The sequence below is a fragment of the Streptomyces altiplanensis genome (assembly GCF_053591575.1).
The window spans coordinates 1-16,569 of the sequence record NZ_JBSFUB010000077.1; the positions used below are offsets into that span (position 1 = coordinate 1).

Consider the following 16,569-nt stretch of genomic DNA (forward strand, 5'->3'; position numbering starts at 1 on the left):
CCCCGCCGGCCCCCCCCCGGCCGCCCCCCCCCCCCGCCCCCGGGCCCCCCGCCCACACCCCCCCCCCGCCCCCCTCCCCCTGCGGACCGGTCCGCAGGGGAAGGCGGCCTTCAGTACCGGGTGGCGTCAGTCCTGTCCGACCCGTGCTCAGGGCCCTTGTCCCGATGAGGGCAGGCGTTCCGGCGGACGGGTGCGCATGCGCGGGCGATGGGCGACGAGTGACGGGGGGAGGGCAACCGGACGCCGATCGGGGCCGGTTGCCGCCCACCGCCACCCGTCGGCCGGGAGCGCTGGACCGGGCGGTGCGCCGGGATCAGACCGCCGGGGCCGGGTAGGTCGGGTACTCCACGCCGGACACGTGCTGGACGACGCGGATGACCTGGCAGGAGTAGCCGAACTCGTTGTCGTACCACAGGTAGAGGATCGCGTTGTCGCCGTCGACCTTGGTGGCGCCGGCGTCGACGATCGAGGCGTGGCGCGAGCCGATGAAGTCGCTCGAGACCGCGTCGGGAGCGGTGGTGAAGTCGATCTGGCGCTTGAGCGGCGAGGTCAGCGACACGTTGCGGAGGTAGTCGAGGACCTCCTCACGCGTGGTCTCGCGCTCGAGCCGCAGGCTGAGGATCGCGATCGAGACGTCCGGCACCGGCACACGGATCGAGCTGCCGGTGATCGGCGCCTTGAGCTCGGGCAGTGCCTTGGCGACGGCGGAGGCGGCACCGGTCTCGGTGATCACCATGTTGAGCGGCGCCGAGCGGCCACGGCGGTCGGCCTTGTGGTAGTTGTCCAGCAGGTTCTGGTCGTTGGTGAACGAGTGGACGGTCTCCACGTGGCCGCGCAGGACGCCGTACTCGTCGGCCATCGCCTTCAGCGGCGGGACGATCGCGTTGGTGGTGCAGGACGCGCAGGACAGGATCTGGTCGTCCGGCTTGATCGTGTCGTGGTTGACGCCGTGCACGATGTTGGGGACGTCGCCCTTGCCCGGCGCGGTCAGGACGACCTTGTCGATGCCGGGACGCAGGTGGGTCGACAGGCCCTCGCGGTCGCGCCACTTGCCGGTGTTGTCGATGAGGATGGCGTCCTTGATGCCGTACGCCGTGTAGTCGACCTCCGACGGGTCGCCGGCGTAGATCACCTTGATCTCGTTGCCGTTGGCGACGATCGTGCTGTTCGCCTCGTCGACGGTGATCGTGCCCTGGAACTGGCCGTGGATGGAGTCACGGCGCAGCAACGAGGCGCGCTTGACGAGATCCTCGGCGGCCCGGCCACCGCCCGGGCGGACGACGATGGCGCGCAGCCGCAGGCCGTTGCCGGAGCCGGCCTTCTCGATGAGCAGGCGGGCGACGAGGCGGCCGATGCGGCCGAAGCCGTAGAGGACGACGTCGCGCCCCTCGCTGCGCTCGATCTTGTTGGCGCCCGTGGCACCGGCGACGGCCTCGGCGGTGAACTCCTCGACGGAGAGACCGCGGTCGTCGGCCTTGTACGTGGCGGCGAGCATGCCGATGTCGATCTGGGAAGGGCCGAGATCGAGCGTGGTGAGAGCCTGCAGGAACGGCAGCGTCTCGGTGACCGAGAGTTCTCCGCCGGCGATCTGCCGGGCGAAACGGTGGGTCTTGAGGATGCTGACCACTGACTTGTTCACCAAGGAGCGGCTGTGGAGCAGGACCGTGACATCACGCTCCCGGTGTAGCTTCCCGATGATGGGGATCATCGACTCCGCGATCTCCTCGCGGTTCTTCCAGTTGGTGAACGAGTCGTCATTGACAGTCACAGGTTTATCTTTCGAGCTAGGCGGCGCTCATATGCTAACCCCACCGCTGCTTTGATCATCCAGGTGGTGCCACCTGAGCGGGATGCCCTGCTCGGGCCCATGGCCCGACCGGGGCTGGGGGTGGCCTGCCGGGCGGCGTGAAGATACTTGAGCCGGTGGGATCCTGGTCGCTGATGAGGATGCGGGTAGGAGACGGCAGGCGTGGCACGAGGCCCGGCCCGGTGGCGGGCTGTGGGTGTACGTGCTCCTGGTGCCGGCCGTGTTGGCGGGTTTGGTGGCCATGCACGGCTTGGGTCCTGCTGCCCCTCCGGCGTCGCCCTCCGCCGTGCCGGAGGTCCGCCACGCGGTCATGGCCGCGGCCTCGTCGCACTCCGGCGCGGCCGCGTACGAGGGCTGTGTCCACGCCGGCCATGACGACGGTGGTGACGGCGGACATGCCGAGCACGCCGACGACACGTGCGCTGCCGGCGGTACGAGCGCAGCGCCCGCAGTGCCCGACCCGGCCCCGGCCGGGGCCGTCGCGTGCCCGGCTGCGGACGTGCCCACCCCCGCGGCGACGCCGGGCGGGCGGGCCCCGCCCTCGTTGAGCGCACTGCAACTCCTGCGCATATAAGCCGGCCCGCTGCGCCCGCCCCCGCCGGGCGGTGCCGCCGTCAAGAGCCATGCCCATGGAGCACACACGCAGGAGTCGCACCACCATGACCGCACACCGTTCCCTGATCCGCCGTGCCACCGCCGCCGACGTCGCCTTCGCGAAGGGGATGATCCCGCACCACCGTCAGGCGGTCGAAATGGCCGGTCTGGCGCAGACGCGCGCTGAATCCGCCGAGGTCGAGAAGCTGGCCGCGGAGATCAAGAAGGCACAGGACCCGGAGATCGGGACGCTGTCCGGGTGGCTCACCGCCTGGGGCGAGGAAGTCCCCGAGGAGGGCCTGGACGCCGGGCACGGCGGCCACTCCATGGCCGGGACGATGACGCCTGAGGAGATGGACGAGCTGGAGAAGGCATCCGGCACGGCGTTCGACACCGCATTCGTGCGGATGATGGTCAAGCACCACGAAGGCGCGGTCGAGATGGCGAAGACCGAGCGGTCCGACGGCGCCTGCCGGCCCGCCAAGGACATGGCCGGTGACCTCGTCACCTCGCAGAGCGCCGAGATCACGCGCATGAACGAGCTGCTCGGCGACGACTGACCCCACGGGCCGGCTGCGGGGGCGGCCACCAGCCGTCCCCGCAGCGCGAGCTCACAGCTGGCAGGAGACATCCAGCAGCTTGAGGGGCTTCTCCGCGTCCAGGTCGACGTACGCGGTGAAGTGCCGCTTGTCGTTCGCGCCCCAGTGAGTGGTGACCGTCGCCCAGCCGACCCCCGCCGACTGCGCGGTGGTCACCTTGCCGACCGAGATGTTCTGCGGCGTGTTCTGGGCGCACAGCAGCAGGTCGTAGTCGGGGGTGTTGGCGGCCCGTTCCTTGAGGTCGGGCGCCACTTGGTGCTCGCGCTGCCAGGGGGACGGGCCGTGCTTGCCGTAGAAGCCGACCAGGAAGCGGTGGATCTCCGCAGCGGTCCAGCGGCTGTCCGGGGCGGGCTCGGCCGTCGGGGCGGTCCGCACGGCCGGGGTGTCGTGGGCGGTCGCGGCGGCCCGGTCCGGCTGGGCGGCGGCCGGAGAGGTCGCGGCCATGGTCAGGGTGAGGCCGACTGCGGCGGCGCACGCGGTGACGACAGCGGTGGCACGCGAAGCGGTACGGGGCATCAGATGTCCTCGACTTCCGTTTTTCATGCGCATTGTCCGGTCTTGGCTACTGAGACACATGGATGCGCCGAATGGTTGCGGCCCCCACACCCGAATCCTCCCTCGGTATCCCTTGTGCGGCTGCCGCTGTCCGCCGGTTGGCCGTACGGATGACGCCGCAGCGGTGGACTCGGCGGGCGGGCGCACAAGCTCCGCGGAGCTTCTCGCCCGCCACGACGGCCCGCCTACCGGAAGGCACCGCCGCCGAGGAGCGCGGTGAGTACCTGCCCGGCGAAGTCCAGACCTGCCTGCTCCCGCGGGGTCAGGGTGGTGGGGGTGTCATCGGCGGGCACCGCGGTGGCGGTCCCGGAGGCGAGCAGGACGGCTGCGAGGGAGGCGGTGAGGGCAAGGGCGAAACGACGGCGCATGGTTCTGTCCCTTCGGCGCGTACGAGGATTCCGTCCCATCTTCACCGTGCGACGGGCGCGCTTGTGCGTCGCCGGCCCCGGACAGCTTGATTTCCCCGGGCACATCACCCGATCCGGTCAGGCACCTCACCCGTCGGGAGTCACTGTGCCGGGGCCGGAAAGCCTCTCCCGTAACGGCTGGGCCTTCGAGCTCCGGCCCCTGCCCGGCCGGGTCAGGGGCGCTGAGGCGCCGCGGGCTTCGGCGTCGCGGACGACGGCTCGGGCTGAGGGGGCTTGAAGCAGGCGGTGACCGTCTTGCCGTGCTGCTGCGCATGGGTCTGCCAGCTGTCGGCGAGGGCCTGCACGATGCTGACGCCCCTTCCCGAAACGGCCCCCGGGCCCGGGTCCCTGGGCTTGGGCACGGCGGCGGCCTCGTCGTGGACGTTCACGTGCAGGCAGGTGCTGTCCCAGGTCAGCACCAGTTGGGCGTCACTGCGGGCGTGCAGGTGCGCGTTGGTGAGGAGTTCGGAGACCGCCAGTACGATCTCGTCCACGGTATCGGGTGCCCCGGCGGCCCAGGGGAGGGTCTCCAGCTGGCTACGCGTCCACTTCCGACCTTCGCGTACACCCTTGTCGGCGGGGAACGTGCGGGCCCATCCGGTCGCTTTGACGGCCATGGCATTCTCTCCGGAGTTCTCGTCCAGCAACGACTGCGGAACGTCTACCCTCTGCGGCCCGGATCACCTCGGCGCCGTACATCCGGACCGGGCGGGGCGGGGTCCGGACTCCGCGCGAAGGGCGTGAGGCCGCTGCCCTGATCAGGCGGGGTGGCCCGGCGACAGGTCGGCGACGTCGGTGAGGCCGAGCAGCCGGGCGCGGCCGGGCGGGCGCGGGGACCCGGCCACCGGCGCCAGGAGGAAACCCACGTGGTCTCCTCCCGCGAAGCGGTCCAGGACACGTCCGACGAACCAGGCACAGGCGTCGGTCAGTACCGGCGTGCCACCGTCCTGCGACTGCCACGCGACGCGTTCGAACTTGTCGACACGGTCACCGGTCTCGCCGCCGAACAGCCCGGCCAGCGCCCTGTCCTCACGACGCAGCAGGTGCACGCCCAGGTGCGAGGCCTGTCGGGCCACGCGGTACGTGTGATTGGCCGTGGACAGCCACACCATGAACCGGGGCGGACGGATCGAGCACTGGGAGGCGAACCCCACCAGGCATCCCGACCGCTCTCCTGCCGCTGCGGCCGTCACGACGTACATCGGATAGTCGAGCAGATCGGTGAACGTGTCGAGCTCCACGAGCCGACCGTACCCGGCCGACGGCCCGGCGGGGGCGCGTCGGCGGCCGCGAGCCCGTGAGAGCGTTCCGCGGACCCGGCGACCGGGCGGGCCGCCCACGACCGGGAAGGCGGGTCAGCCGGTGAAGGCGCCGGAAGGGCTTCCCCCGCCGTCCCTGTCCCCGTCCGTCCTGTCCCCGTCCGTCCGTCCGCCCGGCGCTCCGCCACTCGCCGGTGTGCTGACGGACAGCGGAGTCGCGATGTCCTCGAGGGACCTGCCCTCCGCCGCGACGGCGAAGAACACCGCCACCACACCCGCGGCCACCATCAGCGACGCGCCGATGCAGAACGCGAGTACGGCGTCCCCCACGACTCCGCTCTCCGTGAGCTTCGCGAACAGCAGCGGCCCGGAAATACCGCCGGCCGCCGTGCCGATGGCGTAGAAGAAGGCGATCGCCATCGCGCGGGTCTCCATCGGGAAGATTTCGCTGACCGTGAGGTAGGCGGAACTCGCGCCGGCCGAGGCGAAGAAGAGGACGACGGCCCAGCACGCGGTCATGGTCGTCGCGTCGAGCCAGCCGCTGTTGAAGAACCACGCGGTGACGAAGAGCAGCAGTCCCGAGAGGATGTAGGTGCCGGCGATCATCGGCTTGCGGCCCACCGTGTCGAACAGCCGCCCCAGCAGCAGCGGCCCGAGGAAGTTGCCGAAGGCGATGGCCGCGAAGAAGTACCCCGTCGACCCGCTGGACACGTCGAAGAACTTCACCAGGATCGAGCCGAAACCGAAGGTGATGGCGTTGTACAGGAACGCCTGCCCGATGAAGAGCGCGAAGCCGAGCACCGCGCGCTTGGGATAGGAGCGGAACAGCGTCCGGCCGATCTCGACGAATCCGATACTGCGCCGCTGCTCGATGGTGATGGCCGTCCCGGGTTCGGGCAGGCGCTTCCCGGTCTCCTCCTCGATCTCGCGTTCCACCCCGGTGACGAGTTCCTCCGCGCCTTCCGAGCGCCCGTGGATGAACATCCAGCGCGGACTCTCCGGCACGTGCCGGCGGACCAGCAGGATCACCAGGCCGAGTACGACACCGAGGGCGAAGGTGAGCCGCCAGCCGATGTCCTTGGGGAAGATGTCGGTGTTGAGAGCCAGGACCGACAGCAGGGCGCCGCCCATCGCGCCGAGCCAGTAGCTGCCGTTGATGATGAGGTCCACGCGTCCCCGGTACTTGCTGGGGATCAGCTCGTCGATGGCCGAGTTGATGGCCGCGTACTCGCCGCCGATGCCGAAGCCGGTGAGGAAGCGGAAAAGGAAGAACCACCACGAGGAGTAGGACAGGGCGGTCATCGCGGTCGCCGCCAGGTAGACCGCCAGGGTGATGAGGAACAGCTTCTTGCGGCCGTACCGGTCGGTGAGCCAGCCGAAGAACAGGGCGCCGGAACAGGCGCCGGCCACGTAGAGGGCGGCGGCGACCCCGGTGACCTGCGCGTCCGTGATCGGCAGCCCGCTGCCCTCCTCCGAGAGGCGGCTCGCGACATTGCCGACGACGGTCACTTCGAGGCCGTCGAGGATCCACACGGTGCCCAGCCCGATCACGATCATCCAGTGCCACCTCGACCACGGGAGGCGGTCGAGTCTGGCCGGGACTTTGGTGGTGATGGTCCCGGTCCCCACGCGTTCGGTCTGACTCATCTGCGCTTCCTCCTACAGCGACTCCATCGGCGCCCAAGGGGCCGGATCCAACTACCCCTGATCAAACTGGGCAAACCGCTCGGTAACCGCTGCCGGGTCCGTCCAGGGACGCGGGCCGGCGGACGACGGGCGGAGAAGCAAGTGAACATGCCTGCTCTGTTCGCTTCAGGCCCCGGCCGGGACTCCGTCTCCGCCCCGGCCGCTCCCTCGTCACCGCGCTTCCGGCCGTCGCCCACGACAGCGCGTCAGGACCTCGTCCCGTCTCCCGCAAGGCGGAACCCGGTGCCGACGGCAACGTGGTGATCCACGACAGCGAGGGCGCCCCGTCCGGCACGCCAGGACCCGGCACTGATCCGGCACCGGCCACCCGACCGGAACAGCCCGCCGGGGGACCGGCGGGCTGTTCCGCGCCATCGCGGGGGTGTTCGCCGGTGTGCCTGCGCCCCCGGCGGGCTCCGGTGTGGCTACGGCTCCGGCGGAGTCCTTGTGGCCGTCTGCGTCCGCACCGCCCCCATGCTCGCCGCGACGACCAGCACGATCGCCAGCCCCTCCGCGGGCGACAGGGCCTGACGCAGTACGAGGAAACCGGCCGTGGCGGCGATCGCCGGCTCCAGGCTCATCAGCACCGCGAACGTCGCAGCGGGCAGCCTGCGCAGTGCCAGCAGCTCCAGCGTGTACGGCAGGACCGACGACATCAGCGCCACCGCGAGCCCCAGCCCCAGCGTCGAGGGGACGAACAGCCGTGCCCCCGCCTCCACGAGCCCGAAGGGCAGGCTCAGCAGCGCGCCGGCCCCCATCGCCAGCGCCAGCCCGTCCGCCTGCGGAAAGCGCCGTCCGGTGCGGGCGCTGAAGACGATGTACGCCGCCCACATGCCGCCCGCCGCCAGGGCGAACGCCGCACCGGCCGGATCGAGCCGGTCGAAGCCCCCTCCGCCGAGCAGCACCACGCCGCCGAGGGCGAGCCCCGCCCACAGCAGGTTCACCGGCCTCCGCGAGACGAACACCGACAGGGCGAGCGGACCCAGTACCTCCAGGGTGACCGCCGCGCCCAGCGGGATACGGTCCACGGCCTGGTAGAAGAGCATGTTCATCCCGCCCATGGCGGCGCCGAAGGCGAGGACGGTGGCCCAGTCGGCGCGGGAGTGCCCGCGCAGCCGGGGCCGGCAGACCGCGAGCAGCACCAGGGCGGCGAGCACCAGCCGCAGCGTGACGACGCCGAGCGCACCGGCCCGCGGCATCAGCAGCACGGCGACGGCCGCCCCGAACTGCACCGAAAGACCGCCCGCGACGACGAGCGCCACAGGTCCCAGGGAACGCCGGGCGACGGGGGGCGGCGCGGCGCCGCCGCCGGACGTCCGCGCCGCCGCGCCCGCCGCCTCCGGCAGTACGGCCGCCGCGCCCGCCTGCACACCGGTGCCCGCGTCCGCGGACCGCGTGTCCTTCACTCCAGCCTCCCCGGTCCCTTCGCCCCGTCCGGTCCTCCTCACGCTACGGACCCGGGCGGCGCGCGTGAAATGCCGTTCTCGCTGCGGTTATGCTCCACACGCATGAGCATCGAGCTGCGCCATCTCCGCTGCTTCCTCGCCATCGCGGAGGAGTCCAACGTGACCAGGGCCGCGGCCCGGCTGGGCCTCACCCAGCCCAGCGTCTCCCGCACCCTCGCCTCGCTCGAGAAGCGGATGGGCGTGCGGCTGGTGGACCGCTCCACACACCACCTCGCCCTCACGGCGGAGGGCCGGGCCTTCCGCGACAAGGCCGCCGCCGCCGTTGCCGCCTTCGACGAGGCGCTCGACGCCGGACGGCTGCCGCACCGGCCCCTGCGGCTCGGACACGCCTGGTCGGCCCTCGGCCCGTACACCACCCCGCTGCTGCGCCGCTGGCAGCGGGAACATCCGGACACCCCGCTCGAACTGCTGAGAATCGACGACCGTACGGCGGGACTCGCCCGCGGCGAGGTCGACGCCGCCGTACTGCGCGGCCCGGTGGACACGCCCGGCCTGGTCACCGAGCTGCTGTTCACGGAGCCCAGGGTCGCGGCCGTGCCGTCGGACGATCCGCTCGCGGCGCGGGCCTCGCTGACCCTGGCGGACCTCGCGGCCGGCCCGGTCGTCCTGAACACGGTCTCGGGTCTGACGACGCCGGACCTGTGGCCCGAGGAGATCCGCCCCACGGCGACGGTCACGGTGGCCAACACGGACGACTGGCTCACCGCGATCGCCGCGGGCCGCGGCACGGGGGCGTCGGTGGCCTCCACCGCCCAGATGCACGCGCACCGCGGTGTGACGTACCGGCCGTTGACCGACGCCCCGAGCGCCCCCGTCTTCCTGGCCTGGCGCAGCGCGTCCCCGCATCCGGCCGTCCGTCGGCTGGTGGCCCTGGCGCGGGCGGTGGCCGGACCGCGCTGACGCGTCTTCGCGCCGCCAGGTCCGGCAGGTCCGACAGGTCCGGTACGGCGGCGACGCTGCTCCCCAGTGACTTCTGCCGCCTTCCGTTGCCGCGGAGGTGTTGACGTGTCTTCGTCACAGCCCTACCGTCCGATCGACCGGCCAGACCACGTTCGATATCTCGGACGAAATGAGGAGTTCATGCCGCCCCTGGACCGACGACGTTTTCTCCGCGGTGCGACGCTCGTTGCGGCGGTGCCACTGGTGTCGTCCCTGCCCGGGGCCCCGGCCACCGCGGCGCCCCGGACCTCGCCCCGCACCGCGCCCGCCGGTGGTGCCGGCGTCGCGCCGCCGGCACCGTCCGCCTGGAAAGTGCGGCCCTTCGCGCTCAAGGACGTGACGCTCGGCAGCGACGGAGTCTTCGCCGCCAAGCGCGACCTGATGCTCGATCACGGCCGTGGCTACGACGTCGACCGGCTGTTGCAGGTCTTCCGTGCCAACGCCGGGCTCTCCACCCGTGACGCGGTCGCTCCCGGCGGCTGGGAGGGTCTCGACGGCGAGGCGAACGGAAACCTCCGCGGCCACTACACGGGCCACTTCCTCACCATGCTCTCCCAGGCGTACGGGAGCACCGGGGAGGCGGCCTACTCCGACAAGGTCCGCTACATGATCGGCGCCCTGACCGAGGTCCGTGAGGCGCTGCGCCGCGATCCGGCCGTGCTCAGCGTCCCGGGGAGGTTCGGTACGGCCGCCGAGAACGTGCGCGGCTCCCACCAGTACGTCGACCTGCCCGCCGGCGTCCTCGGCAACGCACCCTCCCTCACCCTCTCCGCCTGGGTGAAGCCCACGCACGACGCCGACTGGACCCGCGTCTTCGACTTCGGCGACGACACCACCCGCTACCTCTACCTGGCCGCCCGCAACGCGAACGGCCACCCCCGCTTCGCCCTCACCACCAGCGGCCCCGGCGGCGAGCAGAGCGTCGACGGCACCGCCCCGCTGCCGCTGAACCGGTGGAGCCACCTCGCGGTGACGCTCACCGGCACGACCGCCACGCTCTACGTCAACGGCGCCGCCGTCGGCCGGAACACCGCGACGACCCTCGGCCCGGCGGCGCTCGGGACCCTCGCCCACCACTGGCTCGGCCGCTCGCACTTCCCCGCCGACCCCGTCTTCGCCGGAGCCTTCGACCGGGTCGACATCTGGTCGCGGGCGCTGACCGCCACCGAGATCGCCGGACTCCAGGACACGCCCGCCGACCGGTCCTCCGCGGGCGCCGGCGACCTGGCCTCGTACCGCTTCGACGAGACGAGCGGCTCCGCCTTCGCCGACTCCTCCGGCCGCGGACTCCACGCCACCCTGCGCCGCACCTGGGGCGCGCCGAGCCACCCCGGTTTCCTCGCGGCGTACCCGGAGACGCAGTTCATCACCCTGGAGTCGATGACCGCCGGCAACTACACCGTGGTGTGGGCGCCGTACTACACCGCCCACAAGATCCTGCGCGGACTCCTCGACGCGTACCTGGGCACCGGTGACACCCGGGCGCTCGACCTCGCCGAGGGCATGTGCGACTGGATGTACTCCCGGCTGTCCAAGCTGCCCGCCACCACCCTGCAGCGCATGTGGGGGATCTTCTCCAGCGGCGAGTTCGGCGGCATCGTCGAAGCGATCTGCGACCTGTACGCGGTCACCGGGAAGCGCGAACACCTGGCGCTGGCCCGGCTCTTCGACCTCGACCGGCTCATCGACGCCTGTGCCGCGGGCGAGGACATCCTGAACGGCATGCACGCCAACCAGCACATCCCCGTCTTCACCGGGCTGGTCCGGCTGTACGACGAGACCGGCGAGGAGCGGTACCTCACCGCGGCGAAGAACTTCTGGGGCATGGTCGTCCCGACCCGGATGTACGGCATCGGCGGCACCAGTACCGCGGAGTTCTGGAAGGCGCCCGGGGCCGTCGCCGCAACGCTCAGCGACACCAACGCCGAGACCTGCTGCGCGTACAACCTGCTCAAGCTGAGCCGGACGCTGTTCTTCCACGAGCAGGACCCGGCGTACATGGACTACTACGAGCGGGCGCTCCACAACCAGATCCTCGGCTCCAGGCAGGACCGGCCGGACGCGGAGAAGCCGCTCGTCACCTACTTCGTCGGGCTGCGGCCCGGACACGTGCGCGACTACACGCCCAAGGCGGGTACGACGTGCTGCGAGGGCACCGGCATGGAGAGCCACACCAAGTACCAGGACTCGGTGTACTTCGCGCGGCCCGACGGCACCGCCCTGTACGTCAATCTCTACAGCCCCACCACGCTCACCTGGGCGGAGAAGGGCGTGACCGTCACCCAGACGACCGACTACCCGAGGGAGCAGGGGTCCACGATCACCGTCCGGGGCCGCCGGGCCGCCGCCTTCGACCTGCTGCTGAGGGTGCCGGCCTGGGCGCGGGACGGCTTCCGGGTGACCGTCAACGGCAGAACGGTGAAGGGGACTCCGGTCCCCGGCAGCTACTTCGCCGTGTCCCGCACCTGGCGTGACGGGGACACCGTGCGCGTGAGGGTCCCCTTCCGGCTGCGGGTGGAGAAGGCCCTGGACGACCCGTCCGTCCAGACCCTGTTCTACGGTCCGGTCAACCTCGTGGGCCGGGACGCCCGCACGGACTACCTCCGCCTCGGGCTCTACCGCAACGCCGCGCTCTCCGGCGACCTGCTGCCCAGCCTCACCCCCGTGACGGGCAAGCCGCTGCACTACACCCTCGACGGTGTCGAGTTCGCGCCCTTCTCCGAGGGGACGGAGGACCCCACCCACGCCTACTTCCGGCGCACCGAGCCGCAGGTCGTCTTCGGCACCACGGAGTCCGGCGTCGCCAACCCGGCACGGCCCGACGGTGCCACGCTCCTCGACGAGATCTGGGACGCCGCCCCCTTCGCGGACAAGCCGGCCCTGGTGAGGCGCGTGGAGTCCACGGTGGACGCCTGGGTGGCCGCGGGACTGCTCGGCGCGGCCGACGGCCGGAAGGTGGTGAGCACGGCCAAGAGGGCCTCTTACGCGGACAGGTGACGGTGACGTACGGCGCGAGCTCGTGGCCCCGGGTCGTGACGAACGGCATTTACGGACACGAGCGGGGATAATTCGCCGTGAGACAGGTCCGACAGCAGGGAGCGCCAGTGATCCGTGTTCTTCTCGTGGAGGAAAACGGGCTCCTGCGCGGAGCGCTCGACGCTCTCCTGACGCGCGAAGAGGACATGGAGGTCGTCGCGGAGGCCGGGGGAGACGGGAAGATCCTCGCGCGAGCGCTGTCGTACCGGCCCGATGTGGTCGTCATCGACGTCGACTCCCGTCAGGACGAGGCGCTCGCCACGGCGGGCGAGCTGTGCGAGCGTCTTCCCGAGTGCCGGACGCTGCTGGTGGCGGGGGCGCCGACGCTCGAGAGGCTCCGCAGGGTGCTGGCCCTGCGGCCTCCCGGACTCATCGGGAAGGACGGGCCCTCGGACCGGCTCGTCGAGGGCATCCGCAAGGTGGTCGGGGGGCAGCGCTACATCGATCCCGAGCTGGCGCTGCTCGTGCTCGACGCGGTGGAGAACCCCCTGACGCCGCGTGAGCGGGAAGTCCTGCGGCTCGCCGCCGACGGCGCCCCGGGGCCGGAGATCGCCGACCGGCTGTCGCTGTCCGTGGGAACGGTCCGCAACCACCTCTCGGCGATCACTCGTAAGGTCGGAGCACGGAACCGGATCGATGCGATCCGGATCGCCCGGGAGTCGGGCTGGCTGTGACCCCCCAGTGCCCGACGAGGTCCCGGTAGAGGGCGGAGTTCGTCAGGAGCGCCCTGTGCGTACCGATGCCGGCCCGCGCACCGTCCAGCACCAGGATGCGGTCGGCCCGCAGCGCCGAGCTGATCCGGTGGGCGCACACGATCAGCGTGCCCGGGCGGCGGACGAACGCGTCCTCCGCGCACGCCTCGGCGACCGGGTCGAGGTGGCAGGTCGCCTCGTCGAGCAGGATCAGCCCCGCGGGCGGCAGGTAGGAGCGGACGAGGGCCACCAGCTGGCGCTCTCCGGCCGACAGCTCCTGCCCGTCGGCGGGCGCACCGTAACCGCCCAGGCGTTCCACGAGCGGCCGGGCGCCGACCGCGTCCACCGCCGTGTCCACCGCCGGCACCGTGGCGCCCGGCGCCAGATAGGTGAGGTTCTCCCACAGCGTGCCGGCGAAGACGTACGCCTCCTGCGGGATCAGCACCCGGCACCGGGCGAGCCCGTCGGTGCCGAGGTTCCGGACCGGTACGCCGTCCAGCCGGATCTGGCCGGCCCGCGGTTCGAGCATCCCGGCCACCAGTGCGGCGAACGTCGACTTTCCCGCCCCGCTCGGCCCCACGACGGCCAGGTGCTCGCCCGGCCGCAGCACGAGGTCGAGCTCGTTGATCACCGGCTCCGCGGACCGGGCGTAGCCGAAGGTGACGCCGTGCAGCTCCACACCCGAGCCGCGCGGCCGCACCGCCGGCCCGCCGTTCACCGCGGCACCGCTCGCCGCAGTGCCGTTCACCGCGGTACCGGTCTCCGCGGGTCCGGCCCCCGCCCGCCGGTGCCCCACCGGCCCGCTGTCCGCGGGTCCGGCCGGCGTCCCCTCGGCCGCCTCCGCGATCCTGCCGAGGGTGACCAGCAGCCACAGACCGCTGCCGCCGAGCCCCTGGACGAGCCCCTGCAGCGCGGGCTGGAGCCCCTGCGACACATACGTCACCGCGCCCAGCACCGCCCCCGCCGTCACTCCGCGCTGCACCAGCCACGGCGCCGCGGCCAGGACGAGGACGAGGGGCAGCCAGCCGCCGACGCCCAGCGCCGCGGTCCGTACGGCGGTCATCCGCGCCAGTGCCCGGGTGGCCCGTGCCGTGGCGTCGATCCGGCCACCCGTCTGCTTCCGTACGACCTCCTCGGCGCCGCACGCCACCACGTCCCGCAGCCCGCCGGTCAGCGTGCTCGCGGTGTCGGCCAGGCGCTCGTCGGCCAGCACCACGTCCCGCTGCCGCGCGGCCATGGCCCGCAACGACCCGGCGAACAGCCCGAGCCCGAGGAGGAGGGGCGGCAGTACGAACATCAGGAGGGCGGGGTCCAGAGTCGCCAGGCCGAGCAGCACGCCCACCGCAGTGACGACGAAGCCCTGCACGAACATGACGACCGCTCCGTACGCCTCCCGGGCGATCTCCACGTGTTCGGTGAGGCGCGCCACGCCGCCCGTGTCGGCCGGCCCGCCCGTCCGGGCGGACCGGTGCAGCGTGCCGGACGTCACGAGGGTGACCAGCTCGTCCCGGAGCGGTTCGACGAGCGCCGAGAGGCAGAGCGTGGCATGGTGCGTCGCCCACGCCCCGACCACGACGGAGCCCGCCAGCGCACCGAGCCAGGCGAAGCCCTCCCCGGTCCGGCCGGCGAGAAAACCGTCGTCGACGGCGCGGGCCACCGCCCACCCGGAGAGGAAGGCGGGCACGGCCTGCACCAGCGACCACCCGGCGAACCGTACGAACTCCCTGCGCCGCCGGCGCAGCGAGGACCGCAGCAGCCCGCCGGCCCGGCCGGTCACACCGGGCTCCTGACCGCCGCGGCGGCCCCGCGGGGGAGGCCCGCGCCGGGCACGGCCGACTGGAAAGCGGCCCGGTACCCGGGCTCCGACCAGAGGTCGCGGTGGGTGCCCCGCCCGCGGACACCGCCCCGGTCCAGCCAGACGACGAGGTCCGCCCGGGCGGCGGTGGAGGCCCGGTGGGTGACGACGAGACGGGTACGGCCCGCCAGGGCGCCGGTGAGGACCCGGCTGATGTGGTGCTCGGTCACGGTGTCGAGGCTGGCGGCGACGTCGTCCAGCACCAGCACCCGCCCGGCCTGGACGAACGCCCGCGCCAGCCCCACCCGCTGCGCCTCGCCGCCGGAGACGGGCGCGTCGGCGAGCCGGGTCCCGTACCCCTTCGGCATCCGCCTGATGAACGCGTCCGCCCGCGCCGCGGCGGCCTGCCGCTCCACCTCGTCCGGACCGACGCTCCCCGCCCCGAAGGCGATCGCGTCGGCGAAGGTCTCGCCGAGCAGCACCGGGCGCTCGAATCCGTAGCCCACCGCCTGCCGCAGGGCGGACCGGTCGAGGCGGCTCAGCGGCACGCCGTCCAGCACCACCTCGCCCTCGTCCGGGTCGAGGAGGCGCCCGGTCAGGGCGGCCAGTACGGACTTGCCGGACCCGGAGCGCCCGACGACCGCGACCAGGGCCCCGCCGGGAACCGTCAGCCACAGGTCCTCCAGCACGGCGCCGGCCTGCTTCCGCACGGTGACGCCCCGGAACTCCAGCCGGCCGGGCCCGTCGGGGAGGCTCTCGGTGCCGTACGCCACCGGGGGCTCGGCGAGCACCTCGGCGACGCGGCTCGCCGTCGCCCGGGCCATGGCGAGCCGGCTCGCCGACGACACCAGGGAGCTGATGCCGGTGGCCAGCACCACGTACTCGCCGGCCGCGAGGACCTGCCCCGGCGTGATCCGGCCGCGCGCGAGCTCCAGGCCGGCGACCGCGAGCACGGCGACCTCCAGCAGGGGGACGGCCAGCGCCTCCCGCGACGAGACCCGCGCGAGGGCGCGCCACATCCCGGCCCCGTGCCGGCGCAGCTCCGGCAGCGGGCCCAGGACGCGGCCCACCTCGTGGTCCACGGTCCCGGCCGCGGTGATGGTCCGGATGCCGCCCAGGGCGTCGACGAGCCGGGTGGCCACCCGGCCCTGCGCGTCGAAGTAGCGCTCGTTGATGCCGGAGACGTCGCGGACGAAGGTGCGCACCAGGGCCAGTACGACGGGCAGCCCCACCAGGAAGGTGAGGCAGAGCCAGGGGTCGATGAGCGCCAGCGCGACGACCGCGCCGAGCGGGGGCACCAGGTCCGTGACGGCCCAGACCAGGGTCGACGCCACCTGCCCGGTCCGGGCGGAGTTGCCCACCAGCCGGCTCACCAGGTCCCCGGGCGCGAAGCGGCGCACGGCACGGGGGCCCAGGCCCAGGACGTGCCGGAGCAGGGTGTGGCGCACCCAGGCGGTGGAACGCGCCTCGGCCAGCTTGCCCACCAGGTCGTCGAGCATGTCGCACACCATGAGTACGAAGATCGCCGCGATGCTCAGGGACAGCCACACCGCGGTGTCGCCGCCACCGCTGAGCACGGCGTCGACCGTGTTTCCCATGAGGGCCGGCAGCACCGTGTAGATACCCGCGAGCAGCAGCGAGGTGGCCATCATGACGACCACCCAGGGCCCGCCCCGCCGCGCTGCCTTCAGCAGCAGCCGGTCTGCGGCGCGTCGGTCCATGGGCATCTCCCGG

14 protein-coding genes are annotated in these 16,569 nt (G+C 72.6%); 5 read left to right on the plus strand and 9 right to left on the minus strand.

The features are described 5' to 3' along the window. Positions 1-313 precede the first annotated feature (313 nt). Entirely contained in the window at positions 314-1,768 is a 1,455-nt protein-coding gene (locus ACWD0Y_RS27140; protein WP_450262953.1) for a glyceraldehyde-3-phosphate dehydrogenase, read from the minus strand. Positions 1,769-2,027: 259 nt separating this feature from the next. Between ACWD0Y_RS27140 and ACWD0Y_RS27145 the strand changes: the two genes are divergently transcribed. Next, on the plus strand, positions 2,028-2,381 hold the full coding sequence (locus ACWD0Y_RS27145; RefSeq protein ID WP_450262954.1) for a DUF6153 family protein: 354 nt from the start codon (positions 2,028-2,030) through the stop codon (positions 2,379-2,381). A 49-nt stretch (positions 2,382-2,430) separates the two neighbouring features. After that, positions 2,431-2,961: a DUF305 domain-containing protein gene (locus ACWD0Y_RS27150; RefSeq protein ID WP_450262955.1), complete on the plus strand. Its 531-nt coding sequence runs from the start codon at positions 2,431-2,433 to the stop codon at positions 2,959-2,961. Between the two features lie 51 nt (positions 2,962-3,012). Here the strand turns inward: ACWD0Y_RS27150 and ACWD0Y_RS27155 are convergent, their stop codons facing one another. The 6 genes from ACWD0Y_RS27155 to ACWD0Y_RS27180 all read right to left on the minus strand — a co-directional run bounded on the left by ACWD0Y_RS27155 (position 3,013) and on the right by ACWD0Y_RS27180 (position 8,313). Further along, a complete protein-coding gene (locus ACWD0Y_RS27155; protein WP_450262956.1) occupies positions 3,013-3,516 on the minus strand; it encodes a hypothetical protein in 504 nt (167 codons plus the stop codon). A gap of 224 nt (positions 3,517-3,740) precedes the next feature. Continuing rightward, the gene (locus tag ACWD0Y_RS27160) at positions 3,741-3,923 is read right to left on the minus strand and encodes a hypothetical protein (protein ID WP_450262957.1); all 183 of its coding nucleotides are present in this window, start codon (positions 3,921-3,923) and stop codon (positions 3,741-3,743) included. Between the two features lie 212 nt (positions 3,924-4,135). Then, on the minus strand, positions 4,136-4,579 hold the full coding sequence (locus ACWD0Y_RS27165; protein WP_450262958.1) for an ATP-binding protein: 444 nt from the start codon (positions 4,577-4,579) through the stop codon (positions 4,136-4,138). Positions 4,580-4,720: 141 nt separating this feature from the next. Continuing rightward, entirely contained in the window at positions 4,721-5,164 is a 444-nt protein-coding gene (locus ACWD0Y_RS27170; RefSeq protein WP_450262977.1) for a flavin reductase family protein, read from the minus strand. Between the two features lie 153 nt (positions 5,165-5,317). After that, a complete protein-coding gene (locus tag ACWD0Y_RS27175) occupies positions 5,318-6,868 on the minus strand; it encodes an MFS transporter (RefSeq protein ID WP_450262959.1) in 1,551 nt (516 codons plus the stop codon). Between the two features lie 464 nt (positions 6,869-7,332). Then, a complete protein-coding gene (locus tag ACWD0Y_RS27180; RefSeq protein WP_450262960.1) occupies positions 7,333-8,313 on the minus strand; it encodes an EamA family transporter in 981 nt (326 codons plus the stop codon). Positions 8,314-8,415: 102 nt separating this feature from the next. On the opposite strand from ACWD0Y_RS27180, the gene ACWD0Y_RS27185 reads away from it, so the two are divergent. The 3 genes from ACWD0Y_RS27185 to ACWD0Y_RS27195 all read left to right on the plus strand — a co-directional run bounded on the left by ACWD0Y_RS27185 (position 8,416) and on the right by ACWD0Y_RS27195 (position 13,022). Then, positions 8,416-9,273 carry a LysR family transcriptional regulator gene (locus ACWD0Y_RS27185; protein ID WP_450262961.1) on the plus strand — a complete coding sequence of 286 codons (858 nt, stop codon included), beginning with the start codon at positions 8,416-8,418 and terminating at the stop codon, positions 9,271-9,273. Between the two features lie 180 nt (positions 9,274-9,453). Further along, positions 9,454-12,309: a beta-L-arabinofuranosidase domain-containing protein gene (locus ACWD0Y_RS27190; protein ID WP_450262962.1), complete on the plus strand. Its 2,856-nt coding sequence runs from the start codon at positions 9,454-9,456 to the stop codon at positions 12,307-12,309. A gap of 107 nt (positions 12,310-12,416) precedes the next feature. Further along, positions 12,417-13,022, plus strand: coding sequence for a response regulator transcription factor (locus ACWD0Y_RS27195; protein WP_450262963.1), 606 nt, complete (start codon positions 12,417-12,419; stop codon positions 13,020-13,022). On the opposite strand, the gene ACWD0Y_RS27200 is transcribed toward ACWD0Y_RS27195, so the two are convergent. Continuing rightward, a complete protein-coding gene (locus tag ACWD0Y_RS27200; RefSeq protein ID WP_450262964.1) occupies positions 12,952-14,817 on the minus strand; it encodes an ATP-binding cassette domain-containing protein in 1,866 nt (621 codons plus the stop codon). The genes ACWD0Y_RS27195 and ACWD0Y_RS27200 overlap by 71 nt on opposite strands. Continuing rightward, positions 14,814-16,556 carry an ABC transporter ATP-binding protein gene (locus ACWD0Y_RS27205; protein ID WP_450262965.1) on the minus strand — a complete coding sequence of 581 codons (1,743 nt, stop codon included), beginning with the start codon at positions 16,554-16,556 and terminating at the stop codon, positions 14,814-14,816. The genes ACWD0Y_RS27200 and ACWD0Y_RS27205 overlap by 4 nt, the downstream gene beginning before the upstream one ends. Positions 16,557-16,569 lie beyond the last annotated feature (13 nt).